The 26,288-nt window shown below is 55.1% G+C and carries 26 protein-coding genes; 15 read left to right on the top strand and 11 right to left on the bottom strand.

From position 1 onward, the window contains the following. Window positions 1-49: 49 nt before the first annotated feature. The 4 genes from pspD to pspA are packed head-to-tail and all read right to left on the bottom strand — an operon-like array spanning window position 50 to window position 1,588. Window positions 50-274: a phage shock protein PspD gene (pspD, locus tag IM304_RS18245; RefSeq protein WP_193355286.1), complete on the bottom strand. Its 225-nt coding sequence runs from the start codon at window positions 272-274 to the stop codon at window positions 50-52. A 12-nt stretch (window positions 275-286) separates the two neighbouring features. After that, window positions 287-646 (bottom strand): envelope stress response membrane protein PspC, encoded by a 360-nt coding sequence (gene pspC / locus IM304_RS18240; protein WP_148419693.1) that lies wholly within the window; start codon window positions 644-646, stop codon window positions 287-289. Then, window positions 646-870, bottom strand: coding sequence for an envelope stress response membrane protein PspB (gene pspB, locus IM304_RS18235; RefSeq protein WP_148419692.1), 225 nt, complete (start codon window positions 868-870; stop codon window positions 646-648). Before pspB ends, pspC begins: the two co-directional genes overlap by 1 nt. Before the next feature lie 49 nt (window positions 871-919). Beyond that, window positions 920-1,588, bottom strand: coding sequence for a phage shock protein PspA (pspA, locus tag IM304_RS18230; RefSeq protein ID WP_193355287.1), 669 nt, complete (start codon window positions 1,586-1,588; stop codon window positions 920-922). Between the two features lie 166 nt (window positions 1,589-1,754). Here pspA and pspF point away from each other — a divergent pair, with 166 nt between their 5' ends. From pspF to sapF, 6 genes are all read left to right on the top strand, one after another. Beyond that, window positions 1,755-2,732 carry a phage shock protein operon transcriptional activator gene (pspF, locus tag IM304_RS18225; protein ID WP_148419690.1) on the top strand — a complete coding sequence of 326 codons (978 nt, stop codon included), beginning with the start codon at window positions 1,755-1,757 and terminating at the stop codon, window positions 2,730-2,732. Between the two features lie 88 nt (window positions 2,733-2,820). Continuing rightward, the gene (gene sapA, locus IM304_RS18220) at window positions 2,821-4,461 is read left to right on the top strand and encodes an ABC transporter substrate-binding protein SapA (RefSeq protein ID WP_193355288.1); all 1,641 of its coding nucleotides are present in this window, start codon (window positions 2,821-2,823) and stop codon (window positions 4,459-4,461) included. Next, window positions 4,458-5,423, top strand: a complete 966-nt coding sequence (sapB, locus tag IM304_RS18215; protein ID WP_148419688.1) for a putrescine export ABC transporter permease SapB — start codon at window positions 4,458-4,460, stop codon at window positions 5,421-5,423. The genes sapA and sapB overlap by 4 nt, the downstream gene beginning before the upstream one ends. Then, window positions 5,410-6,300 carry a putrescine export ABC transporter permease SapC gene (sapC, locus tag IM304_RS18210; protein ID WP_193355289.1) on the top strand — a complete coding sequence of 297 codons (891 nt, stop codon included), beginning with the start codon at window positions 5,410-5,412 and terminating at the stop codon, window positions 6,298-6,300. Before sapB ends, sapC begins: the two co-directional genes overlap by 14 nt. Continuing rightward, on the top strand, window positions 6,300-7,292 hold the full coding sequence (gene sapD / locus IM304_RS18205; RefSeq protein WP_148419686.1) for a putrescine export ABC transporter ATP-binding protein SapD: 993 nt from the start codon (window positions 6,300-6,302) through the stop codon (window positions 7,290-7,292). The genes sapC and sapD overlap by 1 nt, the downstream gene beginning before the upstream one ends. 1 nt (window position 7,293) lies before the next feature. Continuing rightward, on the top strand, window positions 7,294-8,100 hold the full coding sequence (gene sapF / locus IM304_RS18200; RefSeq protein WP_148419685.1) for a putrescine export ABC transporter ATP-binding protein SapF: 807 nt from the start codon (window positions 7,294-7,296) through the stop codon (window positions 8,098-8,100). Here the strand turns inward: sapF and IM304_RS18195 are convergent. After that, window positions 8,097-8,687, bottom strand: coding sequence for a TetR/AcrR family transcriptional regulator (locus IM304_RS18195; RefSeq protein ID WP_148419684.1), 591 nt, complete (start codon window positions 8,685-8,687; stop codon window positions 8,097-8,099). The two genes, sapF and IM304_RS18195, sit on opposite strands and share 4 nt — an antisense overlap. 131 nt (window positions 8,688-8,818) lie before the next feature. Between IM304_RS18195 and IM304_RS18190 the strand changes: the two genes are divergently transcribed. Both IM304_RS18190 and IM304_RS18185 read left to right on the top strand, forming a co-directional pair. Further along, a complete protein-coding gene (locus IM304_RS18190; protein ID WP_148419683.1) occupies window positions 8,819-9,220 on the top strand; it encodes a RidA family protein in 402 nt (133 codons plus the stop codon). A 61-nt stretch (window positions 9,221-9,281) separates the two neighbouring features. Next, entirely contained in the window at window positions 9,282-10,103 is an 822-nt protein-coding gene (locus IM304_RS18185) for a helix-turn-helix transcriptional regulator (RefSeq protein ID WP_148419682.1), read from the top strand. A gap of 2 nt (window positions 10,104-10,105) precedes the next feature. Here IM304_RS18185 and IM304_RS18180 read toward each other — a convergent pair whose 3' ends face one another. The 6 genes from IM304_RS18180 to IM304_RS18155 form a co-directional block, all read right to left on the bottom strand. Beyond that, entirely contained in the window at window positions 10,106-11,335 is a 1,230-nt protein-coding gene (locus IM304_RS18180; RefSeq protein ID WP_227009581.1) for a GGDEF domain-containing protein, read from the bottom strand. A 186-nt stretch (window positions 11,336-11,521) separates the two neighbouring features. Beyond that, window positions 11,522-11,920, bottom strand: coding sequence for a poly-beta-1,6-N-acetyl-D-glucosamine biosynthesis protein PgaD (gene pgaD, locus IM304_RS18175; protein ID WP_193355291.1), 399 nt, complete (start codon window positions 11,918-11,920; stop codon window positions 11,522-11,524). A 1-nt stretch (window position 11,921) separates the two neighbouring features. Further along, complete coding sequence (pgaC, locus tag IM304_RS18170; protein ID WP_193355292.1) at window positions 11,922-13,247, bottom strand: poly-beta-1,6-N-acetyl-D-glucosamine synthase; 1,326 nt, start codon at window positions 13,245-13,247, stop codon at window positions 11,922-11,924. After that, entirely contained in the window at window positions 13,240-15,261 is a 2,022-nt protein-coding gene (gene pgaB, locus IM304_RS18165; protein WP_148419678.1) for a poly-beta-1,6-N-acetyl-D-glucosamine N-deacetylase PgaB, read from the bottom strand. Before pgaB ends, pgaC begins: the two co-directional genes overlap by 8 nt. 8 nt (window positions 15,262-15,269) lie before the next feature. Further along, window positions 15,270-17,699: a poly-beta-1,6 N-acetyl-D-glucosamine export porin PgaA gene (pgaA, locus tag IM304_RS18160; RefSeq protein ID WP_193355293.1), complete on the bottom strand. Its 2,430-nt coding sequence runs from the start codon at window positions 17,697-17,699 to the stop codon at window positions 15,270-15,272. 32 nt (window positions 17,700-17,731) lie between these two features. Beyond that, on the bottom strand, window positions 17,732-17,971 hold the full coding sequence (locus tag IM304_RS18155) for a hypothetical protein (RefSeq protein ID WP_148419676.1): 240 nt from the start codon (window positions 17,969-17,971) through the stop codon (window positions 17,732-17,734). A gap of 452 nt (window positions 17,972-18,423) precedes the next feature. On the opposite strand from IM304_RS18155, the gene fabI reads away from it, so the two are divergent. The 7 genes from fabI to osmB all read left to right on the top strand — a co-directional run bounded on the left by fabI (window position 18,424) and on the right by osmB (window position 26,223). Next, window positions 18,424-19,212 (top strand): enoyl-ACP reductase FabI, encoded by a 789-nt coding sequence (fabI, locus tag IM304_RS18150; protein WP_003856831.1) that lies wholly within the window; start codon window positions 18,424-18,426, stop codon window positions 19,210-19,212. 147 nt (window positions 19,213-19,359) lie between these two features. After that, window positions 19,360-20,346, top strand: a complete 987-nt coding sequence (locus IM304_RS18145) for a CMD domain-containing protein (RefSeq protein ID WP_193355294.1) — start codon at window positions 19,360-19,362, stop codon at window positions 20,344-20,346. An 88-nt stretch (window positions 20,347-20,434) separates the two neighbouring features. Then, window positions 20,435-22,369: an exoribonuclease II gene (locus IM304_RS18140; RefSeq protein WP_148419674.1), complete on the top strand. Its 1,935-nt coding sequence runs from the start codon at window positions 20,435-20,437 to the stop codon at window positions 22,367-22,369. Between the two features lie 206 nt (window positions 22,370-22,575). After that, on the top strand, window positions 22,576-24,564 hold the full coding sequence (pdeR, locus tag IM304_RS18135; protein WP_193355331.1) for a cyclic di-GMP phosphodiesterase: 1,989 nt from the start codon (window positions 22,576-22,578) through the stop codon (window positions 24,562-24,564). A 205-nt stretch (window positions 24,565-24,769) separates the two neighbouring features. Beyond that, on the top strand, window positions 24,770-24,952 hold the full coding sequence (locus IM304_RS18130; protein ID WP_193355295.1) for a hypothetical protein: 183 nt from the start codon (window positions 24,770-24,772) through the stop codon (window positions 24,950-24,952). 37 nt (window positions 24,953-24,989) lie between these two features. Next, window positions 24,990-25,742, top strand: a complete 753-nt coding sequence (locus tag IM304_RS18125; protein WP_148419672.1) for a DNA-binding transcriptional regulator YciT — start codon at window positions 24,990-24,992, stop codon at window positions 25,740-25,742. Between the two features lie 262 nt (window positions 25,743-26,004). Next, window positions 26,005-26,223 (top strand): osmotically-inducible lipoprotein OsmB, encoded by a 219-nt coding sequence (gene osmB, locus IM304_RS18120; protein WP_003856823.1) that lies wholly within the window; start codon window positions 26,005-26,007, stop codon window positions 26,221-26,223. The last annotated feature ends 65 nt before the right edge of the window (window positions 26,224-26,288 follow it).

Genomic DNA, 26,288 nt, shown 5'->3' with positions numbered 1-26,288 from the left:
GGAGTTTCGCGCCCTCTCTCTGCGAGAAAGGGCTTATTCGGAAGGATAATTAGCGTGAGAGGTAACGACGGGAAACACGTTTAGCGAGTTTCTTTAACATGGGTTCGAGCGCGACCGCCAGCACCATTCTGACCGGTTTACGGGCAACAGACTTGATCGCCCAGCCCGCCACGCCTGCCGGGCCATAACGTAGCGCCGTCATCAGAACCAGTTTACCTGCGATTTTCAGGCCGGGTTTTACCTTCTGACCGGCCTGTTGCCAGTGTTGTTTCATGTAGAGTCTCTCTTAAAGCTGACGAAAACGGCTTCTTAGCGTAAAGGTGTCGGAGGTGACATAACGTTCCATCTCGCGCAACCGCTTCTCCCCTGCACTCAGCTGTTCATCCACCGCATTGAGGAGATCGCTGCTGGTTGGCATGCCCTCAGCATCCAGTTCGCCTTCCGGCATGGGGTCGAGCACAAACGACAGAATGATATATGCCACCAGGGTGATAAACGCCAGGCCGAAGAAAATCGACAGCACGGTGACCACGCGCACCAGCTTTACCGGGACGTCCAGATAGTGGGCCAGCCCGGCGCATACGCCCCGCACCATGCCCTTTTGCGGGATACGCCACAGTTTTTTATTCAGATTCAGTCCAGCCATTAACGGTCCCTCCAGTTTGGGTGTTCCGCATCCAGGATAGCTTCCAGCGCCTGAATACGTTCGCGCATTTTATTCGCCTCCGCAGAGAGCTGCGCCAGCCGCTGCTGTTCACTTTGCGACAGCTCCCCGCGTGCAGAGCGGTTGCTGTAGTGCAGCCATAGCCAGATGGGCAGAACAAACAGCACGAAAATTGTCAGGGGTATAGCCAGAAAAAGCGCGCTCATGTGTACTCCTTGTCTTACGATGCGGCACGCTCAGGTGCCGCAGAAATTATTACTGGTTGTCTTGCTTCATTTTGGCCTTCAGCGCAGCCAGCTGCTCGCTAATTTCATCGTCGGCTTTCAGGTCAGCAAACTGCTGATCCAGGGTTTTCTGCTTACCGATGCTGTGGCTTTCCGCTTCCGCTTCTATGTGGTCGATACGGCGTTCAAACGATTCAAAACGCGCCATCGCTTCGTCCAGCTTACCGCTGTCCAGCTGACGACGCACGTCGCGGGACGAGCTGGCCGCCTGATGGCGCAGCGCCAGCGCCTGTTGACGCGCGCGGGTCTCGCTCAGCTTGTTTTCAAGCTCGCCAATCTCTTTCTTCATACGCGCCAGCGTATCATCCACCAGCGTCACTTCATGTTCCAGCGTGGCAACCATGTCGGTCAGCTTCTGCTTCTCAATCAGCGCAGCGCGCGCCAGATCTTCTTTATCTTTACGCAGCGCCAGTTCGGCTTTTTCCTGCCACTCGCTGAGCTGAGCGGTCGCCTGCTCGATACGACGCGTTAACTGCTTTTTCTCAGCCAGCGCGCGAGCGGAGGTGGAACGCACTTCAACCAGCGTGTCCTCCATCTCCTGAATCATCAGGCGCACCAGCTTCTGCGGATCTTCCGCTTTTTCCAGCAGCGAGTTAATGTTGGCGTTCACGATGTCGGCAAAACGAGAAAAAATACCCATAATTCAATCCTCATAGTTTTGTTATCGGGCGATGCCCTGCTGAATAGTTAATACAAATCCCATGCCAACTTTTTATCTTGTTGATTTTATTCAATGTGATTGATATTTATCCATCCAGCGACTATCCTCACCTGGTGAATATCGCTAAGGAGTGGTTAATTTCATCATGGCAGAATACAAAGACAATTTGCTTGGCGAAGCCAACAGCTTCCTGGAAGTACTTGAGCAGGTTTCCCGCCTTGCGCCCCTCAACAAACCGGTGCTGATTATCGGCGAGCGCGGAACGGGGAAGGAACTCATCGCCAACCGCCTGCACTATTTGTCAGGGCGCTGGGACGGCCCCTTTATTTCGCTGAACTGCGCGGCGCTGAACGAGAATCTGCTCGATACGGAGCTGTTTGGGCACGAAGCCGGTGCCTTTACCGGCGCGCAAAAACGCCATCCGGGCCGTTTTGAGCGTGCCGACGGCGGCACCCTCTTCCTTGACGAGCTGGCAACCGCGCCGATGCTGGTGCAGGAAAAGCTGCTGCGCGTCATTGAGTACGGTGAGCTTGAGCGCGTGGGCGGAAGCCAGCCTCTGCAGGTGAACGTTCGCCTCGTGTGCGCCACCAACGCCGATCTTCCCGCAATGGTGGCAGAGGACAAATTCCGCGCCGACCTGCTGGACAGGCTGGCTTTTGACGTCGTGCAGCTGCCGCCGCTGCGCGAGCGACGCAGCGATATTATGCTGCTGGCCGATCAGTTCGCGATTCAGATGTGCCGGGAGCTGGGGCTGCCGCTGTTCCCCGGCTTCAGCGAACAGGCCACCGAGACCCTGCTCGGCTACCGCTGGCCGGGCAACATTCGGGAACTGAAAAACGTCGTGGAGCGCTCCGTTTACCGTCACGGGAGCAGCGACACCGAGCTGGACAACATTATTCTCGATCCCTTCAAACGCAGCGTTAAACCGCCCCCGGCACCGGCTGCGCTGCATGAAGGCCCGACGTTACCGCTCGATTTGCGTCAGTATCAGCACCATCAGGAACAGCAGCTGCTTGAGCAAAGCCTGAAAGAGGCGAAATATAACCAGAAACGGGCGGCTGAACTTCTGGGGCTGACCTACCATCAGCTAAGGGCATTGCTCAAAAAGCATCAAATGCGCTGACATTATCAGCACTTATCCCCAGACATTTTTACGAAGCAGGCGTAAGTGCGATACACTTTGCAGATCGAATCTAAAAACCTTAAAAAATATGCGCCTGGTTTTATCGTCCCTGTTTGCACTCGGTCTGTTCAGCAATCTGGCCTTTGCTGCGCCCGAACGTCCTGTGCCCCCTGATATCCGCGATAGCGGTTTCGTCTATTGCGTCAGCGGGCAAGTTGATACCTTTAATCCGCAAAAAGCGGGCAGCGGCCTGATTGTCGATACGCTGGCCGCGCAGCTTTACGATCGCCTGCTCGATGTGGATCCCTATACCTATCGGCTGGTGCCTGAGCTTGCCGAAAGCTGGGAAGTGATGGATAACGGTGCGACCTACCGCTTCCGCCTGCGCGATGATGTCGCCTTTCAGCACACACCCTGGTTTACTCCAACCCGCAAGCTCAACGCGGATGACGTGGTTTTTACCTTCCAGCGCATTTTCAACCGCAATCATCCGTGGCATAACGTCAATGGCGACAACTTCCCCTATTTCGACAGCCTGCAGTTCGCCGATACGGTCAAAAGCGTCCGCAAGCTGGATAACCACACGGTTGAGTTTCGCCTGACGCGCCCGGACGCCTCATTTCTCTGGCACCTGGCGACGCACTATGCCTCCATCATGTCTGCCGAATATGCGGATCGGTTGACGAAGACGGGGCGTCAGGAACGCCTCGACCGAGAGCCTGTGGGCACAGGTCCGTTCCAGCTGGGCGAGTACCGCGCAGGACAATACATTCGCCTTCAGCGTCACGAGCGCTTCTGGCGCGGCAAGCCGCTTATGCCGCAGGTCATAGTCGATCTGGGTTCAGGCGGCACCGGCCGGCTCTCCAAGCTGCTGACCGGCGAGTGTGACGTCCTTGCCTGGCCTGCGGCCAGCCAGCTGACCATTCTGCGTGACGATCCTCGCCTGCGTCTGACCCTGCGTCCCGGGATGAATATTGCCTATCTGGCGTTTAACACCGATAAGCCGCCGCTCAATAATCCGGCCGTGCGCCATGCGCTGGCGCTGGCGATCAATAACCAGCGTCTGATGCAGTCGATTTATTACGGTACCGCGGAAACCGCCGCCTCTATTCTGCCGCGCGCCTCGTGGGCCTACGACGGCGAGGCGAAGATCACGGAATATAATCCGGCGAAAGCGCGCGAACAGCTTAAGGCGCTGGGGGCGGAAAACCTGACGCTGCAACTGTGGGTGCCTACCAGCTCCCAGGCCTGGAACCCCAGCCCGCTGAAAACCGCAGAGCTGTTGCAGGCTGATATGGCGCAGGTGGGCGTGAAGGTGATCATCGTTCCTGTTGAAGGCCGCTTCCAGGAGGCGCGCCTGATGGACATGAATCACGACTTAACCCTGGCTGGCTGGTCTACGGACAGTAACGACCCGGACAGCTTCTTCCGTCCGCTGCTGAGCTGTGCGGCGATAACCTCCCAGACCAACTACGCCCACTGGTGTAACCGGGAATTTGATGCCGTACTGCAAAAAGCGCTGGCCTCCCAGCAGCTTGCCTCGCGCATAGAAGCCTACGACGAAGCGCAAGATATTCTGGCCAGAGAACTCCCCGTGCTGCCGCTTGCCTCTTCCCTGCGCCTTCAGGCCTACCGTTACGATATTAAAGGGCTGGTACTGAGCCCGTTTGGTAATGCCTCCTTCGCGGGCGTAACCCGTGAGAAAGAACAAGAGGTGAAGAAACCATGATTATATTTACCCTGCGTCGGCTGTTGCTGCTGCTGGTCACGCTGTTCTTGCTAACCTTTGTCGGCTTCAGCCTTAGCTACTTTACCCCTCACGCCCCGCTTCAGGGCTCTTCGCTCCTGGACGCCTGGCTGTTCTGGTTTAACGGCCTGCTGCACTGGGATTTCGGCGTGTCCAGCATCAACGGACAGCTCATATCCGAGCAGCTGAAGGTCGTTTTTCCGGCCACCATGGAGCTCTGTATTCTGGCCTTCGGCTTTGCCCTTATCGTAGGCATTCCGGTGGGGATGCTGGCAGGAATATATCGCAATAAATGGCAGGATAAGTTTATCAGCGCCCTTGCCCTGATTGGCTTCTCCATCCCCATTTTCTGGCTGGCGCTGCTGCTCACCCTCTTTTTCTCGCTGACGCTCGGCTGGCTGCCGGTGGCCGGTCGTTTCGATCTGCTCTATAACGTGCAAACGGTGAGCGGGTTCGCCATCGTTGACGCCTGGCTTTCAGATTCAGTCTGGCGCGATGAGATGATCGTGAGCGCCCTGCGCCACATGGTGCTGCCGGTCCTGACGCTGGCCGTCGCGCCGACGACCGAAGTGATCCGCCTGATGCGTATCAGCACCATTGACGTCTTTGACCAAAACTATGTTAAAGCCGCCGCCACGCGCGGCCTGTCTCGCCTGACGATTTTACGCCGCCACGTGCTGCACAACGCGCTTCCGCCGGTTATTCCGCGTCTCGGGCTGCAATTCTCAACCATGCTGACGCTGGCAATGATCACCGAGATGGTCTTCAGCTGGCCGGGCCTTGGGCGCTGGATGATTAATGCGATCCGCCAGCAGGACTATGCGGCTATCTCCGCCGGGGTGATGGTGATTGGCTCCCTGGTCATCATTGTTAACGTTGTTTCCGACATTTTGGGTGCCATGGCCAACCCGTTGAAGCATAAGGAATGGTATGCCTTACGATAACGTCTACAGCGAAAAGCGCACGCCCGGTGCGCTACGCACCGTGTGGCGTAATTTTTACGGTGACACCACGGCAATGATCGGCTTTTACGGCTGCATTGGCCTCGTGCTGCTGTGTCTCTTCGGTTCATGGTTTGCCCCCTATGGCATCGATCAGCAGTTCCTCGGCTACCAGCTTTTGCCGCCGTCGTGGTCGCGCTACGGAGAGGTCTCTTTCTTCCTCGGGACTGACGATCTCGGACGCGACGTGCTCAGCCGTCTGCTGAGCGGTGCCGCACCGACCGTAGGTGGCGCATTCGTGGTGACGCTCGCCGCCGCCGTCTGCGGCCTGGCGCTGGGCATTTTTGCCGGTGCAACCCACGGCCTGCGTTCAGCCGTACTTAACCATATTCTTGATACCCTGCTCTCTATTCCCTCGCTGCTGCTGGCGATCATCGTCGTGGCCTTCGCAGGCCCGCACCTTTCGCACGCGATGTTCGCCGTCTGGCTGGCTATCCTGCCGCGCATGGTGCGTTCGGTTTACAGCCTGGTGCATGACGAGCTGGAGAAAGAGTACGTTGTCGCCGCCCGTCTGGATGGCGCCACCACCTTCAATATTTTGTGGTTTGCCGTGCTGCCTAACATAGCCGCCGGGCTGGTTACGGAGATCACCCGCGCCCTGTCGATGGCGATACTGGATATCGCCGCGCTGGGCTTCCTGGACCTGGGCGCACAGCTGCCCTCCCCGGAATGGGGTGCCATGCTCGGCGATGCGCTGGAGCTGATTTACGTCGCGCCGTGGACGGTGATGCTGCCGGGCGCGGCTATTATGGTGAGCGTTCTGCTCATCAACCTGCTGGGCGACGGCATCCGCCGCGCAATCAACGCGGGGGTGCAATAATGCCGTTACTTGATATTCGCAACCTCACCATCGAAATCAAAACGGGTGAAGGCTGGGTAAAAGCCGTGGATCGCATCAGCATTACCCTTGCAGAAGGCGAAATCCGCGGGCTGGTGGGCGAATCTGGTTCAGGTAAGAGCCTGATCGCCAAAGCCATTTGCGGCGTGGCGAAAGACAACTGGCGCGTCACCGCCGACCGCATGCGCTTCGACGACATCGACCTGCTGCGTCTCTCCCCGCGCGAACGCCGCAAGCTGGTGGGCCATAACGTTTCGATGATTTTCCAGGAGCCGCAATCCTGTCTCGACCCGTCCGAGCGCGTGGGCAAACAGCTGATGCAGAACATTCCCGGCTGGACCTATAAAGGCCGCTGGTGGCAGCGTTTCGGCTGGCGTAAGCGCCGCGCCATTGAGCTGCTGCACCGCGTCGGGATCAAAGACCATAAAGACGCGATGCGCAGTTTTCCGTATGAACTGACCGACGGCGAATGCCAGAAGGTGATGATTGCCATCGCCCTTGCTAACCAGCCGCGCCTGCTGATTGCCGATGAACCGACGAACGCGATGGAGCCGACGACGCAGGCGCAGATTTTCCGCCTGCTCACGCGTCTGAACCAGAACAATAACACCACCATTTTGCTCATCAGCCATGATCTGCAAATGCTGAGCAAGTGGGCGGACAAGATTGACGTAATGTACTGCGGACAGACGGTCGAAACCGCGCCGAGTGAAGATCTGGTGAACACCCCGCATCATCCGTACACCCAGGCGCTGATCCGTGCGATCCCTGACTTTGGCAGCGCAATGCCGCACAAGAGCCGTCTGAATACCCTGCCCGGGGCGATCCCGCTGCTGGAGTCGCTGCCGATTGGCTGCCGTTTGGGTCCGCGTTGCCCGTATGCTCAGCGTAAATGCATTGAAACGCCACGCCTGACGGGGCCGAAAAATCATCTGTTTGCCTGTCATTTCCCGCTGAACATGGAGAGAGAGTGAAATGGTCGAAACCTTACTGGAAGTGCATAACCTGAGTAAGACCTTTCGCTATCGCACTGGCCTTTTTCACCGTCAGACCGTCGAGGCGGTTAAGCCGCTGAGCTTTACGCTGCGCGAAAAGCAAACGCTGGCCATTATCGGCGAAAACGGCTCGGGCAAATCAACGCTGGCAAAAATGCTCGCCGGCATGGTAGAGCCGAGCGGCGGAGAAATACTGATTGACGATCATCCTCTGGTTTTTGGGGACTATTCGTTTCGCAGCCAGCGCATCCGCATGATTTTCCAGGATCCGTCGACGTCCCTTAATCCACGCCAGCGAATTTCGCAGATTCTGGATTTCCCGCTGCGGTTAAATACCGATCTGGAGCCGGAAGCGCGACGGAAACGCATTGTTGAAACCCTGCGCCTGGTGGGGCTGCTGCCCGATCACGTTAGCTACTACCCGCACATGCTGGCACCGGGTCAAAAACAGCGTCTCGGCCTGGCCCGCGCGCTTATCCTGCGCCCAAAGGTCATTATCGCCGACGAAGCGCTGGCCTCGCTGGATATGTCGATGCGTTCGCAGCTCATCAACCTGATGCTGGAATTACAGGAAAAACAGGGAATTTCGTATATCTACGTGACCCAGCACCTGGGCATGATGAAGCATATCAGCGACCAGGTGCTGGTCATGCATCAGGGAGACGTCGTCGAGCGCGGCAGTACGGCTGACGTGCTGGCCTCCCCGCTCCACGACCTGACAAAACGCCTGATTGCAGGACACTTTGGTGAAGCGTTAACGGCCGACGCGTGGCGTAAAGACCGTTAGCTGTTGCGTAACCCGCTTGCCAGCAGGCTAAACACCTCGATGGCATGCGGCAGCGTCTTCTGCGGCTCGTCACTTGCGGCAATCAACAGGGCAGCATTCAGCGCAGCGCCATTCAACAGATGGGCTGCGACTTTTGCATCCATTTTTTTAAGCACCTTGCAGTCGATCATTTTTTCGATAGTCTGGCGGGTCGACTCAAGGCAGCTATTCTGGCTGGGCCATTGCGCGGGATCGCCCAGAACGGCCGGGCCATCAAGAAGCACGATACGCTGCACTTCCGGAACGAGCGCCATGTTGATGTAGGCGATACCTTCCGCGAGCAGCCGGTCCCAGTCGTTCTCCGCGGTTGCCGCAATAGCTTTCGCTTTTGCCGCCATTTCGCTATCAATCTGCGCGACCACCGCCGCCAGCAACCCCTTCTTGTCGCTAAAGTTATGGTACAGCGCACCGCGCGTTAAACCCACACTGGCCGTGAGTTCGTCCATCGACGCTGCGGCATAGCCTTTTTCAGCAAAGGCCTTCCGCGCCGCCTGAATCATTTTCTCGCGATTTTCCTGAGCCGTTTCAGCACGACGTTTTACAGCCATAGGGCTCCCTTAGTTAACCGATCTTTTAATTTGACATACACGGCGTATGTGAATTACATTTTTGACATACACCGCGTATGTTACTTCCGATGCGCAATCACGACAACATCTCTGACAAAAAAGGAAAAACCATGCATTCACGCGATCCTGTATTCCCGGCCAACCGTCATGCCCTGTATGAAGAGCACGGCTATTCAGCGGCAATCCGCTCAGGCGATCTGTTATTTGTTTCCGGCCAGGTTGGCAGCCGCAGCGATGGCACACCTGAACCCGACTTCCCCGCTCAGGTGCGGCTGGCATTCGATAATTTACGGGCGACTCTGGCAGCCGCCGGGTGTACTTTTGACGATTTAATTGATGTCACCACGTTTCATACCGATCCAGAAAACCAGTTTCCCGTCATTATGGAGGCGAAAAAACTGGCGTTTCCGCATCCTCCTTACCCAAACTGGACGGCTATTGGCGTTAACTGGCTGGCAGGATTTGATTTTGAAATTAAAGTTATTGCCAGGATCCCTTCGCCTGCTAATTAACTTACGGCATAATCTGTCCGGCACTAAACTGGTTTACCGTTAAGTACTCACTGACAGACAAATGAAAGACAGCATCAGAAAGTATATTCTCTCCTGGGTGGAGGAGAATAACTTCACTATTTTACATATTGATGATCTGGTTGCAGATATCGGATATAGCAGAAGAACCATCGAAACATGGTTCAAGGAGCATTATCAGCTCTCACTCGGAGAATATATTCTCCGAAGGAGGCTGAGCCGTGCTGCCATTATGCTAAGAATGACGTCTATTCCGGTGACGGATATTGCCTATTTATTCCATTACCAGAGCAGCCAGAGTTTTTCGAGAGCCTTTAAAAAAATGACGGGTCTGACGCCCTCTGAGTACAGACATGCCAGAGTGTGGGATTTTGATATCTTACAGCCCTCATTTTTATTAAGCGAACAACAAACGCCTGAGCTCGAAATATGTGAGCTGAATGAGACGCTTATCTGTAACCATCAAATTATAGAGCACGATCATCTTTTTGATACCTCGGTACATGATATTACTAAAAAAATCAAAAAGCTCCTGACAGAAAACCGTCATGAGATCGAGAAAATTACCCTGCTGCCCCGCCGACCCGAACTCGGCAAAAGCCGATCGTATCTGGTGGAGGTGTTAATATCTTACGCTTTACAAAGCGACACGAAGGATAATAAACAAACGTGCGTAGTGCGTGGTAAATACGCAAGAATGCCCTTTAGCGGCAGCTGGGAAAGCTACAGCGCCTTTAACAAGATTGCCTTCGTTAAGGCGATGGTTAAAAATCGCCTGACGCTGCGCGACGATATTTACCTCATGAAATTTAATTCGTACAGCGAGGAACATGTCGATTTTGATGTTTACATCCCTGTCCTGTAGCCTCAGCTGCATTCAGCCTGTCTGGTGACGGTTCTGTTTTTACCGTTGTGCTTCGCCTCATAGAGCGCATCATCCACGTTACGAATGACATCGTTACTGTTGAGGCTGTTCTGAATGGCAGAGCACACGCCAATACTTAACGTTACCTCTGCGGGAATCGCATAGTGGTTGCCCTGTCCGGTGCGACGCTGGACGTTCTGGCGAATGCGCTCTGCAACGGATAGCGCCAGATTTGCGTCCGTATCCGGCAGCAGAAGGCCGAACTCCTCACCTCCCAGTCGGGCAAAGATATCCTTATCCCGGATGCTGTCTTTGATGATATCCACGACCGCGAGTAGGACGCGATCGCCTGCCGGGTGGCCCCAGGTATCATTAATAGACTTGAAGTTATCGATATCCAGCATCATTATGCTGGCCCCCTTTTCTGTTCTGAGCGTGCGGATCCGCTGAAGCGCCTCATAAAAATATTTACGGTTGAAGATTTGCGTAAGCGGATCGCGATTAACCCGGTCGCCAAAAATTTTTAACATGCTAAAGACATGAAACAGTAAGGTGCAAATAACAAACAATTTACTAAATACTTCTACCGTCCGGCTGATATACCAGAGCGACATATTGTACGTATCAAGCAGCAGCAGGAAAAAGTTATAAATGATGGCCGAGAGACACACCACAATAATACTGTTCCAGATCCCGGATGACAGTCGCGTTACATAGGTCATATAGCAGAGCAAAAACGACCAGAACGCGATCAGAACGTTAACGTAACTGACGTTCCAGACCGGATCGTGGCGGTCACGGCCGTCTGACGCTATCGTTAATGACAATGCGGGATGGTAGCTGCTCATATAATGGGCCAGCACCGGAAATACGACCAGCGGAATAAATAATGCCAGAGCCAGTTTAGCCTTATTACGACGCCCAAGTACCGATCGCGTTGAGAGCTTCTCCACCCAAACGGCGAGCGCCAGCAAAAAGATCAGGCTGAGCTGTCGGAAAAAATAAAACACCGCCGTATCGTTAGTTTTTACCGCATAGGAAAACCCGGCGTTTTCCGGAAGCTGAATAATCACGATGGTTTCAATGAAGTAGACCAGCCCGCTTAAAAACGCCAGGCTCAGTATTAATAATGAAGGATGCGACCTGTCAGACGCATACTGCATCTGGATGAAAATAAAGATGATGGTATCCAGAAAAAACAGCGCAATCATGACAATTAGGTACGTTGTCATGGGTACCCTGAAACCTGGACTGTCATTCACGCAAAAGGAGTTCACCGCGATCATGAGTGCAAAAAGGAATGCACCGCACAGCACGATCATCTTCTCGGCCAACGTAACGTTATTCATCTTACTTCTTACCGCAAATCTCTATACACGCAAATCGACTCCCCTGACCGGCGAGGTCAGGGGATCGTACTACTGCTCTGGGGTGACATTCACCACATCGCCATGGCTGTCAAAATCAACGTACAGCTTTTTATTAGCCTGGAACTGCTGATAAACCGGCTGCGCAAGCGAAAAGCTCGTCGCCAGCTCCGCCTCACTCGCGACGCGGGCGGGCTGAACCGCTACGTTATGGTGTTTATAGCGGTTATAAAGCGCCCAGAGAACCAGCACCAGCGCGTTGAGTATCGCCAGGATGAAATAGAGGAATAGCCGCGAATACGCGTCATCCTCTTGCGCAAATCCCTTCAGAAAAAAAGAGATAAATCCCGTGGCGAAGTAGGTGAACACGGCCCATAAAAGGCAGGTTACCGCCAGTTCCACGCCCTTGCGCAGGCCATTCCTGCGCGAATAAATGATCCAGTTTTTCATGTTATCCCCTTGCGATCCCGCGGTCCGGACTGACCCAACGCGCGCGCGCGTTACGGGGATTTAGCATCACAGCCGTAAATGCAACAAGCGTGGTGAATAAGCTGATAAGCCAGAAGATGATTGGGTACCAGATGATCCAGAACAGCGTGGAGATGACGTTATGCTCATACCGGTATTCAATCATAATACTTACCAGGAACTGCACGAGGCACAGGCTACAGAGCAGCACTCCGGCATTCTCCGATACCGAAGAAATTGACAGCCCGCCCGCCGTACCGTTCTGGATGACGTCCACCAGGATGACCAGCCCGCTCACCAGGCAGGTGAATGCCCAGGCCGTGGAAGCACAATATTCCACAAACAGCGGCCACATATGGCGGTGTTTCCAGCGCCAGAGCGACCCCATATTTTTCAGGAATACCTCTGCGCCTCCCTTCGCCCAGCGCAAGCGCTGCTTCCACAGCCCCCGTAGCGTTTCTGGCATCAAAATCCAGCACAGCGCACGCGGCTCATAAAACACAGACCAGCGGCGAAGCTGCAATTTCCAGCTGATATCAATGTCTTCCGTAATCATGTCATCGCTCCAGTAACCGACGTCCGCCAGCGCGCTACGGCGAAACGCGGCAATGACGCCAGAGACGGTAAACACCTGGCCATATACCCGTTGCGTACGCTTGATTAGACCGATGATGGAAGAAAACTCGCCGACCTGAACTTTACCGATTAACGTTGAGCGAGTTCGGATCCGCGGATTGCCGGTGACCGCCCCCACGCGCGGGTTATCAATCATAGGCGCAACAAGCCAGGCTGCGGCGTCACGATCCAGACAGGCGTCGCCGTCCACGCAAACCAGAAATTCACCTTTTGCGGCGGCTGCACCGCTTTTCAGCGCAATCGCTTTTCCCTGGTTTTCCATCAGATGCAGAACGCGCAGGCGGGGAAAACGCTCAGCCAGCATATTAAGCTGAAAGCCCGTATCGTCCGAAGACCCGTCGTTCACCGCGATAACTTCAAAATTGTCATACCGCTGGGACATGGCCGCCGCAATGGTCTCATGAATATTTTTCGATTCATTAAAACAAGGAATGACGATCGAAATTAAAGGATTGCCCCGGAGCCCGGGCGCCGGCGCATTCTTTCCCCACGCCCAGTGGCGTTCGCGATAAAACCAGAAAAATACGCTGCCGGCTATCCAGAATATCGACATAAAGAACGGCCAGAAAAAGACGTAACGCAGCATAACCTCTGCGGAAAACAGTAGAGTCAAACCGACTGGGATGCACAACACCAGAATTAAAATAACGATAGAGAAATAGCGATTATTCATCTTCAGGGTACCAGCTAGTTGAGAATTCTGGCCGAATAACATTTATCTTCGGCTGATTATTCAAAAAATCATCCGGGTAATAACCATAATGTTTTATTCCGGAGAACTGCATAATACGCATCCAGTGCGCAATCTTGCTGGATGCAATATGTTGATGCTGGCCGTCGGGACGCCAGTCGCGAGCCTGAAGCTCAATAATCATTTTATTTTTCCCGTCGGGTAACGCTGCTACACGAGCAATAAGCGCTTTAAACCATTTATCGCCCTCCCGACCGTTCACTCCCTCCATGTAGGGCATCGCCATCACTGCCGTCCAGTCATAGTGGGCGAGAAAGTCGCTGGTGTTTTGCGCAAACCAGGCTTCGCTTTGCGGTTCAATCAACGGCAACGCATACAGGTTACGCGCCGTTTTGATTTCCGGGCCGCGGATCGCTTTTACTTTATCCGCCAGCTCAAGCGTGAAGCGGGTGAGCGTTTCGGTTTTAAAGCGGGTCCATGCCTCAAACCGCTCTGGGTCGTCACGAATGGCCCGAATATCACGTCCAAAGCCCGCTTTTTCGTAAGCATCCAGCGCAGCGGGACTGGCATCCTCCGTATCGGACAGCACGGCGTCATCGTGAAAAAGAATGCCGTCAAAAGAGGCGTGCGCAGCCAGATCTTCATACACCTCACCGATTCGCTGCCTTGCCCGATCGTCGAAGGGCGACAGGCGACGATATTGTGAGGGATTGACCTGAGGGCCGTCCTCATCCCCTGTCTCCAGGCTATGCACGCGGGTTAAGGTTTCCGCCATTTCCCAGCTCAGAACGGGCATCCAGGCATAAACGGCCACGCTCGCCCGGGTACGCAGCTGCCACGCAACGCGGCTGAAAATATCGGCCTTTACCGGCATCCATCGATTCGGGAAGTAGACCGCTTTAACCAGACCGTCACCCGCCGGATCCGCGAAGGCCTGGAGGTATACGGTGGTGATCCCCATGTCTTTTACTCTCTGAATAAGGGCATCGATATTTTTTTCCATCTGCCCGGCATCAGGATCAAACACGTAGTCCAGGTCGACATGCATCACGCGCTGAAGCTGCTGCTCCTGTACCCCCGTCACCTGAAGCGCAAACTCTTCCAGCGTCGGGTTGCCGTTAATCAGGATACGGGGAATTGCATCCAGCTGCGTGGCCGTTGACAGCCCGTCCTCCAGGGTGAAAAACATGTCAAACCCGAGTGCCTTTAGCTCCTGAATCGCCGTACCGTTCGCCGCGCCATAGGGCCACACCCAGGCCGTAGGTGCTTTGCCGGTATGTGCTTTTACATGGCTTATCAGCGTTTGCGCGTCTCGCCGTATCCGCGCCCGGTATTCCGTTTCGGTTTCATAGCGACGGCCGTCCTGAATAAACCGACGATTCGCAAAGGCAGGAAGCATGCTGCCGCTCGGGTTAGCAAGCGTCCCAAAGTGGCTGTTCCAGGTATGCCCGCCAATCTCTACCAGCGGCGAACGGGAGAGCTCCTGCACCTGTTGCCAGGTCGCAAAGCGTTCACGCTCGATCTTCTCATCACCGTATTGCACGGGTTGTCCGGCGGGGGTGTTGATCCAGCTCCCAACCGGCGCCCACAGAGCAGGCCACTGATAGGCGACGAGCAGCGGATAGACGCGCGTGTAGAAGCTGCTGAATCCGTCGTCAAAGGACAGCAGCACCGCTTTTTCCGGGAGCGGTTTTCCCCCACGGTGTGCCTCACGGATCTGCGCCACGCTGACCGGGCTATAGCCGTTAGCGCGCAGCCAGGCAAACTGCTCTTTCAGCGCAGAGGTCCGCACGGACATAAAGCGCTGATCCGCTTCGCCATCTTCGACCTCATGATACGCAATCGTCACGAAGCCATTCGCCGGCCATGGCGTCTCGGCGCGTAACTTTTCGCGCAGGGCCGGGCTGGTATAGGCCGGCCCGCGCCCGTCGACGCACGCTGCCACGAGCATAATGCCGAGCAGTACGAGTAATGTTTGAAATCCTTTCCGTAACATACGTTGCCTCAGAATCGAAGGGTCACGTTAAAATCAACTGACAGATTGTGTTCCTGCTTTCCGTCATAGGGGCGTTTATCCCAGCGTATCGCCACACCGGCTTCACCACCGTCGCGCCAGGACACGCGTTGCCCGTAGCCAAGATGGGTGATAAGGCCGCTGCCATAGCCGTGCTGCCACGCATTACCTGCACCGGCGCTGAAGGTCTGCGTCCAGCTGTTTTCATACCGACGCCACAGCCGATGATCCAGCGTCACGCCTGCCATCACGTCGAGACGTTTTTCCGGGCTGAAGTAAGGCGTGTCAGACTGGCTGTTGGTGCCGTAATACACGCCGGGCTGGATACTCAGGTTCATATCAGGCGAAGCCCAGACCTGTTCCTGACCATTGAGGAAATATTCATTCCTGCGGTTACCGTCAGAGAAAGCGGTTTTCAGGTAGCGGGCGCTGTACTGACGGCTTTCATGCTGATACCAGCGTACCTCCGCCCCACCGCTGTTCGCGGTAATATCGTTTTTCATGGCGCGCATCGGCGCGTTACGCGATAAGCGTTCACCTTCCAGGCCCAGCTGCCAGCTATCGTTGACATCAACCCGGGCTGCAAGGCGTGCTCCGACTTTCCTGTCGCCGTTGAAATGTCGCTCCGAGACTTCAGCCTCTGCCCACAGGTCTCGCGAACGCCATTCCAGCCCCATGAGCCCGTCGCGAACCACGCCTTTCCCCTCCTGGAAACGGCCGTCAAAGAAGCCGTAGCCGACGAATCCACGCCAGTTATAGTTAAGCGGCGGGCTATAAAGGGTGGTATTGACGTTAACATCATGGCGCCCTGAATCAGGCGAATCAGAGTCCAGGCTGACCGTCCCCCCCATCCTTAATTCTGCGCGCTCATGGGTGGCAAACGCCTTGCTGAGCTGCTTTACCGCCGCGTTGTCGGGCGCGCGTTGCGCTACATCCTTTGTCAGCTCCTCCGCCTGTCGCCATTCCTGAAGATCCAGCGCGGCATAGGCCTGTTCGGTTTCCAGGGCAACGCTGGAAGGCTCAAGCAGTTCGGCCTGCTTTAAGCGCGCTTCTGCGGCCCTCGGCAGACCACGCGCAAGCAGCACGCGCGCATGATCTATAAGGAGCCCCTGATTACCCGGCGCCGCCTGCGATAGGCTACGCGTCAGCGCTTCCGCCCGGGCAAGATCCTGTTCATACATCGCAAGCGAGGAGCGGTACTGCTGCCCCTCAAGCCACTTATCATTCGGCACGGGCACTGACGATCCTCGCGGATACCAGGTGGCGGGCGTGGTATCAACGACGCGTTTCGTCAGCAGCTTTGCCGGGCGATAGTTTTCACTTTCCAGATGGCTGTAAAAAAGGTCGGCACGCTCTTCCTCCGAAATATCATCAACCTTCTGAGGATTCTGATAAAACAGCCTGGAGAGCATCGCCTGAGCCCGGTCGGGCTGGCCCGTTTTGAGGAACGCTGACGCGACCCAGTACTGGGCATACTCCGGCAGCACCAGACCTTCCTGTTTCATCTGTTGGTATTGCCCGATAACCTCCTGATGGCGGCTGCGGGCCAGCAGCGCCCCCAGCCTGTCGAAGCGAATACGGCGATACACCGCCTCATGCTCCGGCTTCTCTTTCCACTCGGCGATCATCCCGTCGTAAAGGGACAACGCCCGATCGGCGATGACGTAACGCTCTTTTTCACCGCGGGTCGGCATAAACGCGAGCCTGACTAACTCCGCCGCTGCGTCCGCACGTTCGCGGGCATCAGGCTCTTTCCCCTGCGCCTGAACGTGCTTTAACCCGGCTGACGGCAGCTGGTTATCCGCCAGCGCCTGGCGATAGGCATCAGCCAGCGTTTCAGGATGCTGTGACAGGCGCATCGCCTTCGTAATAGCGAGTAACTCATCAGGATAATTTCCGGCAAGCCTGTGCACATAGGCTTCAGTCAGGTAGTTTTTGCTGTCCGGCGTTCTCTTCTGCAGCCGACGGATCTCACGGAGCGCACCGGCATACTCGCCGCTGTCGGCCAGCGTTAACACCCTTCCCCGGCAAAACTCCGCCGTGTACGGGCTGTCATCGCAAATGCGGTCCCAGGCATTGAGCGCTTTTTTCCACTCCTGTTTATTACGCCACGCTACCGCCAGCGCGGCCCAGGCTCTCGCCGGCAGCGCGTAATGCTGGTGCCTGGAATAAACGTCGATAACCTCGCTGTCTTTACCGGCCCAGAGGGCAATCTGCATCCAGTCGGCAATCTGGGATTCATCAAGCCGTTGATGGCCGGAAAACCAGGTTAATGCAGGCTGAGTATTTCCCTTTCTCGCTTCAATAATCAGCGCGTCGTACTGGTTATCATCCGCTGGCAGCATGGCCGACACCGGCGCGCAAGGCAGGTAAAACGTGCCGACAACTAACGTTTTAGCTATTAACTGTGCAATCCTCATGCATATAATCCCTATATCCGTATAAGGTAAAATTAGCGCTGCGCTTTATTTTGTATTAGATACCGCGAAAAATATTCTTCTCCTGACGCGTACTGCAGGAAATGGCGGAACTCGGCTAACTTACTTTCATATTTCTCTCTTTCCTTCTCTGATATTCTGGTTAAAACACAATCCTGTAATGTGTCCATTCCCAGCCATTCGCTAAATGCGACGGACCAGGCGATTGAGTCGATATCATCTTCATCGTACTCGTACATTTCTTCTTTCTTCATTAACAACTCCCTTTGAAAAATATCCACATCAAACGAGGTGCAGAATATTTCCTGACTTCAGTCGGTCACCGCAGACGCGTATACAGGGATGAAATTCCTGACGCGTGCCGACCCGCGGTAAATTTTAGGGAGTTGAGACAGCTGAACGGATCATTTTGCGCAAAAGCGCCCCGGGCGCGTCGAGAAGGCGACGGCGCCGTTCCCCTCTCTGGTTGGATGAGGCGAACCCGACGCGCGGTGGTATACTGCTGAGATGCATACGAAACAGCGTGAATAAGCGCCGGCTCAAGGCCTTCCGGCGCCCCGGTCACGGCAGATGAGCGAGAAATATCGTGACACAAGGGGCTGTGAGTGGGCTATAATTTCGAGCTAATTTCGAATGATTTTGAAATACTGCCTGTAACGCTATGAATTACAAGGCAAAATAAGCAATGAATATAAGGATTAAAGCTATGGGTTTTCTTTCCGGTAAGCGCATTCTGGTAACTGGCGTTGCCAGCAAACTGTCCATCGCATACGGCATCGCACAGGCTATGCATCGCGAAGGCGCTGAGCTGGCGTTCACCTACCAGAACGACAAGCTGAAAGGCCGTGTTGAAGAATTTGCCGCGCAGCTGGGTTCCAGCATTGTTCTGGAATGTGACGTTGCACAAGACGAAAGCATTGACGGCATGTTTGCTGAACTGGCAAAAGCATGGCCGAAATTCGACGGCTTCGTTCACTCCATCGGCTTCGCACCTGGCGACCAGCTGGACGGCGACTACGTTAACGCGGTTACCCGTGATGGCTTCAAAATCGCACACGACATCAGCTCCTACAGCTTCGTGGCGATGGCAAAATCCTGCCGCGCGATGCTGAACCCGGGCGCAGCACTGCTGACCCTGTCCTACCTGGGCGCTGAACGTGCTATCCCTAACTACAACGTCATGGGTCTGGCGAAAGCGTCTCTGGAAGCCAACGTACGCTATATGGCGAACGCCATGGGTCCTGAAGGCGTGCGTGTTAACGCCATCTCTGCGGGTCCAATCCGTACCCTGGCGGCCTCCGGTATCAAAGATTTCCGTAAAATGCTGGCACACTGCGAAGCGGTTACCCCGATTCGTCGTACCGTTACCATCGAAGACGTGGGTAACTCTGCTGCCTTCCTCTGCTCTGACCTTTCCGCGGGTATCTCCGGCGAAGTGGTTCACGTTGACGGCGGTTTCAACATCGCTGCCATGAACGAGCTGGAAATCAAATAAGCCTGCCACTCTCTTCCCGCCAGGGAAGAGAGTTCTCCCCCGCCCCTCGTTATTCCGTTCTGCTATTTGTTATCACCTAACAATATTTTTCCCCTCATCCGCCTTACGCCAGGATATTGATCGCCATTTTGAGATCAAGGAACGCCCATGGAACAACGCCGTTTTTCCGGCAAAGGCCACTGGTATCATGAAACCCAGTCGAATCATTCGCAGACGGACGTTCTGCCTCTGGTGCCCGAAGCCGCTAACGTCGACGATCGTTTTTTGCTCGATTTAGCCCTGCCTGACGACATTGCCGCAAGCTGTTGTGGGTGGCTTACGCCAGCCCGAACCTTGTACCACCTCTTATTCCCGCTTGATACTCCCGTGAACCGTCTGCACACGCTTAGCGCCTACGACAGGCTGAGCACGGCGTTGACGGTTGCCCAGGCGTGCGGCGTACAGCGGCTCTGTAACCACTATGCCGCCCTGCTCGCGCCGCTTCCAGGCCCCGACTCCTCCCGCGAAAGCAATCGACGCCTGGCAGAGATCACCCAGTATGCCCGCCAGCTGGCGAGCTCTCCTGACGTCATTGACGACAAAGCGCAAACCCAGCTTGATGAGGTGGGGCTGACAACGTATGACATTGTGCTTATCAACCAGATCATCGGCTTTACCGGATTCCAGGCGCGGGCGGTCGCGGTGTTTCAGGCGCTGCTTGGCCATCCGGTACGCTGGCTGCCGGGACACCACATTCAGCCCCATACGCTACCGCTGAGCTTTACCCGATGGACCGCCACCCAGCCCGTAGTCGAACTAAAATATGCCAGTGCGGTTCAGCTTGAGGCGCTCTCGCGCTGGCAGGCCGAACCGGCGCTTGCAGCGCTCACGCCGGTTCTGTGCCACGAGCCGATGCTGCTGAATCTGACGGGTGAGATACTGGTTAACCATCCACAAAGCGAAGCCCAGCCGTCTGCATCGCTCTCGGCCGCCCATGCGCTGCTGCTTACGTCTCCCGATCGTTTTAGCGCCGCCCAGCTAACGCCTCTCACGGAGGCCGGAATCCCGCCGGGCAAGGCAATTAATCTGTTAACCCGCGGCGCATTTAATGGCTGGCTGGACCGTCTGCGCGTGGCGCTTGGCAAAGAGGAATAACCACACGCTTTACCTAAAGAGCGCTTGCTGTAGCAGTGAGAATCGCGTAAAACTGTCAGCCGCTCAATGGCTACGAAAATAGAACATTATGTTTCAGGACAACCCGCTGCTAGCGCAGCTTAAACAGCAACTGCATTCCCAGACGCCGCGTGCAGAAGGGGTCGTAAAAGCCACGGAAAAGGGCTTTGGCTTTCTTGAAGTTGACGGACAGAAGAGCTACTTCATTCCACCCCCTCAGATGAAGAAAGTGATGCATGGCGACCGCATTTCGGCCGTTATTCATACCGAAAAGGAGCGTGAGTCTGCCGAGCCGGAAGCACTGATCGAACCTTTCCTGACGCGTTTTGTCGGGAAAGTGCATAAAAAAGACGATCGTCTTTCTATCGTACCGGATCATCCTCTCCTGAAAGATGCCATCCCTTGCCGCGCCGCGCGTGGCGTTGAGCATGACTTTGTCGAGGGTGACTGGGCGGTTGCCGAAATGCGCCGTCATCCTTTAAAAGGCGATCGCGGTTTCTACGCCGAGCTGACCCAGTTCATCACCTTTGGCGACGACCATTTCGTTCCATGGTGGGTGACGCTGGCGCGCCATAACCTCGAAAAAGAAGCGCCGGATGGCGTAGCGACCGAAATGCAGGACGAAGGTCTTGAGCGTCGCGATTTGACGGCCCTGGACTTTGTCACCATCGACAGCGCCAGCACCGAGGATATGGACGACGCGCTGTACGCCGAAGAGGCAGCGGATGGCAAACTGCATCTCACCGTCGCCATTGCCGACCCTACCGCGTGGATCGTTGAAGGCAGCAAGCTGGACGAGATGGCCAAAGTGCGTTCGTTCACTAACTACCTGCCGGGCTTCAACATCCCAATGCTGCCGCGCGAACTCTCTGACGATCTCTGCTCGCTGCGCCCGCATGAAGTGCGTCCGGTGCTGGCCTGCCGCATGACAATCGCGGCGGATGGAACAATTGAAGACGATATCGAATTCTTCGCCGCCACCATCGAATCCAAAGCCAAACTGGCTTATGACAGCGTGTCCGACTGGCTGGAAAATACCGGCAGCTGGAAGCCTGAATCCGAAAATATTGCTGCGCAAATTCGTCTGCTGCACCGCGTCTGCCAGAGCCGCAGTGAGTGGCGCCAGACCCACGCACTGGTATTTAAGGATCGCCCGGACTACCGCTTTGTGCTGGGTGAAAAAGGCGAAGTGCTGAACATCGTCGCCGAGCCACGCCGTATTGCCAACCGTATCGTTGAAGAAGCGATGATCTCCGCCAACATTTGCGCCGCACGCGTGCTGCGCGACAGGTTAGGCTTTGGCATTTACAACGTGCACACCGGATTTGACCCGGCGAACACCGAAGCGCTGGCCGCCCTGCTCAAAACCCATGACGTACACGTCGACCCGGAAGAGGTGCTGACCCTGCCAGGCTTCTGCAAGCTGCGCCGCGAGCTGGACGCACAGCCGTCAGGCTTCCTCGACAGCCGCATTCGCCGCTTCCAGTCCTTTGCGGAAATCAGCACGGAGCCAGGCCCGCACTTCGGTCTCGGCCTTGAGGCGTACGCGACCTGGACTTCACCTATCCGTAAGTACGGCGACATGGTTAACCACCGTCTGCTTAAAGCAATCATTAAAGGTGAAGCTATTGCCCGTCCACAGGACGACACCACGCTTCAGATGGCAGAGCGCCGCCGTCTGAACCGCATGGCGGAACGCGACGTTGGCGACTGGCTGTACGCGCGTTTCCTGAATGATAAAGCAGGAACAGACGCTCGCTTCCCGGCTGAAATCATCGACGTTAGCCGCGGCGGTATGCGCGTGCGTCTTGTGGATAACGGCGCCGTTGCCTTTATTCCTGCCCCGTTCCTGCATGCCGTTCGGGACGAGCTGGTTTGCAGCCAGGAAAACGGTACCGTGCAAATTAAAGGCGAAACGGTTTATAAGGTCACAGACGTGATTGATGTAAACATCGCTGAAGTCCGCATGGAAACCCGCAGCATTATCGCGCGCCCGGTTGCCTGATAATCGCTTAACATATCGGCCATTTTATTGGTAAATGGCCGATATTTCTCTCCCGCTTTATTTCCCGCAAAACCATCGTTTTATCTCACAATTTTCCGTATCCCGCCGCCACATTTCGCCAGAGTTATCTACAGTAAAAAGAGCCGTCATAGTCGACTGCAAATGAATAATTTGTGCGCTACTCAGCTGCCGCGGGAGAAAACGGGATGGACGATCTGGAGCAGAACCTGCTGTTTCGTTACATGGGTACCCATAGCCCCTGGTGGCGATTAACAGCAGACAGCAATGCTCTGCATCTTGCCGCAAGTGAAAACACCGACATTATCCAGGCTGTTGCGCTGGATGATGAACAGGCCGATCTGATTCGCCAGCTAACCGTGATCACCTCCAGCATTGCCATGACCCTGCCGCTGTACGGTGTTGAAGTCCCCGTTCATCTGGTGGGCCGTAAAATTAACAAAAGCGAGTGGGCGGGAACGGCATCAGCATGGAACGACACGCCTTCCGTGGCGCGCGATCTGGCGCAGGGACTCTCCTTCGCCGAACAGGTGGTGTCCGAGGCTAACTCCGTCATTGTCATCCTCGACCAGAACGGGAATATCCAGCGCTTCAATCGCTTAAGCGAAGAGTATACGGGCCTGAAGGAGCAGGAAGTTATCGGGCAAAACGTGTTTAAACTGTTTATGAGCCGCAGCGAGGCCGCCGCATCGAAACGCAATATTGCCGGTTTTTTTCGTAACGGCAGTTCGTACGAAGTCGAACGCTGGATCAAGACCCGCAAGGGCCAGCGCTTGTTTCTGTTCAGAAATAAGTTTGTTCACAGCGGCAGCGGGAAAAATGAAATCTTCCTTATCTGTTCGGGCACCGACATCACGGAAGAGCGTCGTGCCCAGGAGCGGCTGCGCGTTCTCGCCAATACGGATACCATTACCGGATTGCCAAACCGTAACGCCATTCATGAGCTGATCTCCGATGCCATCAGCGCCCGTGGTGACGGACAGGTGGGTGTGGTCTATCTCGATCTGGATAACTTCAAAAAGGTAAACGACGCGTATGGCCACATGTTTGGCGACCAGCTGCTTCAGGCCGTTGCGCTGGCGATCCTGAGCTGCCTGGATAAAGCGCAAACGCTGGCGCGCCTCGGCGGGGATGAGTTTATCGTGATGGCCACCGATACGTCACAGGGCGCGCTGGAAGCCATGGCGTCGCGTATCCTGACCCGCCTGCGCCAGCCTTTCCGCATTGGCTTGATTGAGGTGTATACGGGCTGCTCGCTTGGTATCGCGCTTGCGCCCCAGCACGGTAACGATCGCGAAAGCGTCATTCGCAATGCCGACACCGCCATGTATACCGCCAAAGAAAATGGCCGGGGTAAATTCTGCGTATTCTCGCCAGAGATGAACCAGCGCGTATTTGAATATCTCTGGCTGGATACCAACCTGCGTAAGGCGCTGGATAACGATCAGCTGCTGATCCACTACCAGCCCAAGATGACATGGCGCGGCGAAGTCAGGAGCCTCGAGGCGCTGGTGCGCTGGCAGTCGCCAGAGCGTGGCCTGATCCCGCCGATGGAGTTTATCTCCTACGCTGAAGAGTCAGGACTGATTGTGCCCCTTGGCCGCTGGGTGATGCTGGACGTAGTGCGGCAGGTGGCAAAGTGGCGCGACAAGGGTATTAACCTGCGCGTCGCGGTCAACGTCTCTGCCCGTCAGCTGGCGGACCAGACTATATTCAGCGACTTAAAACAGGCGCTGAAGGATCTGAATTTTGAATATTGCCCGATTGACGTGGAGCTAACCGAAAGCTGCCTTATCGAAAATGAAGAGCTGGCGCTCTCGCTCATCCAGCAGTTTAGCCGCCTGGGGGCGCAAATCCATCTGGATGACTTCGGGACGGGATACTCTTCCCTGTCGCAGCTGGCGCGTTTCCCTATCGATGCGATTAAGCTCGATCAGTCGTTCGTCCGGGATATTCACAAGCAATCCATTTCACAGTCTCTGGTGCGGGCGATTGTCGCCGTGGCGCAGGCGTTAAACTTACAGGTTATTGCCGAAGGCGTGGAGAGCGCGAAAGAGGACGCCTTTCTGACGAAGAACGGCGTCAACGAACGGCAGGGTTATCTTTTTGCTAAGCCCATGCCCGCTGCCGCGTTCGAGCGATGGCTAAAGCGCTATCAGGCGCGGCACGTCCGCTAGCTGGCCCTGCGTAACCCCGTCGCCTGATGGCGGTTTGACAGCATAACCAGCCGTTCCATTTAGGGGTTGTTGCCGGCACGACGGGCTACCAGTGAAAATTAATCACTTTCATTTATGTGCTTTGGTAATTGCATTTTTTACCTTCTCTTTTGAAGCAATTTTCTGCATCATTGATAATATTCACATTTCGCTTCAGGGTAAGATTATGTCTAACATTGATGCAGCAGCCGTAGCACAGCGTATTGATACCGTGCTGAATATTCTCGTCGCGGGCGATTATCACTCTGCTATCCGTAATCTTGAGATCCTCAAGTCCGAACTCCTGGCTCAGAACGGCGCTGACGACGCACCAGAATCTGCGCAACCAAAAGCCCCGTGGGAAGTGTAACCACGCCGTTTCCGCCCTTGTCTTTTAAATGGATGCTATGAATTCCCGACAACAAATTATTTTGCAGATGGTCATCGACCAGGGACGCGTAAGCGTGGTCGATCTCGCTAAAGCCACCGGCGTTTCTGAAGTCACCATCCGTCAGGATCTTAATCTTCTGGAAAAACAGAGCTACCTGCGGCGTGCGCACGGATATGCCGTGCCGCTGGACAGCGAAGATGTCGAAACCCGCATGATGAACAACTACGCGCTAAAGCGGGAGCTGGCGGAATTTGCCGCGTCCTTAGTGAACAACGGTGAAACCGTCTTCATTGAAAATGGCAGCAGCAATGCCCTTCTGGCGCGCACGCTTGCTGAGCAGAAAGACGTGACCATCATCACCGTGAGCAGCTATATCGCCCATCTGCTGAAGGAGACCCGCTGCGAGGTGATTCTGCTGGGCGGCATTTATCAGAAGAAAAGCGAAAGCATGGTGGGCCCCTTAACGCGCCAGTATGTTCAGCAGGTTCACTTCAGTAAGGCATTTATCGGTATTGATGGCTGGCAGCCCGACACCGGTTTTACCGGCCGGGATATGATGCGTTCAGACGTGGTTAACGCCGTGCTCGCCAAAGAGTGCGAGGCGATTGTCCTTACCGACAGCTCTAAATTCGGTGCCGTGCATCCCTATACGATGGGCCCTGTCTCGCGCTTTAGCCGGGTGATTACGGATGAGCGCTTGCGCGATGAATATCGCCAGCAGTTACAGCACGACGGCCTGACGGTTGATATTGTCAAAAAAACGGCCTGATTATCCTGCTGCGTCCGGATTATGGACGCAGTTCAACCTTTGTCTGAGATTATTCCGACCCCTCCTTTAAGAGTTTTTACCTGTTGAAACGCCTTTAAACACGTAAAATTATTATTAGCGATATAACAGGAAGTGACTATCACCTGCGTGATGATGAAACGCCTGCGCGACCAGCTTTCACGGGAACGGAATTTAAGTATAAATATTGTCTATACTTAAATAGCATTTCTTTCCGTGAATCGATAATTCAGGAGAAAGTATTATGACCTTTACCAGCAAAAAATTAGCCGCCGCTGTTCTGGCAATCACTGTAGCAATGTCCCTGAGCGCTTGCTCTAACTGGTCTAAACGTGACCGTAACACCGCGATTGGCGCCGGTGCTGGTGCTCTTGGTGGTGCAGTATTAACGGATGGTAGTACGCTGGGTACATTAGGTGGTGCTGCCGTAGGTGGTATTATCGGTCACCAGGTGGGCAAATAATCACCATAACGGCTCTCACCGGTAAAATAATATATTTTGTATTTTCAGATCTGACTTACGCACGT

The organism is Enterobacter cloacae complex sp. P40C2, from assembly GCF_014930695.1.
GTDB classification, from domain to species: Bacteria; Pseudomonadota; Gammaproteobacteria; order Enterobacterales; family Enterobacteriaceae; genus Enterobacter; species Enterobacter pasteurii.
Note: the sequence above shows the minus strand (reverse complement) of the source record. Positions and strands in the feature narration are given on the sequence as shown.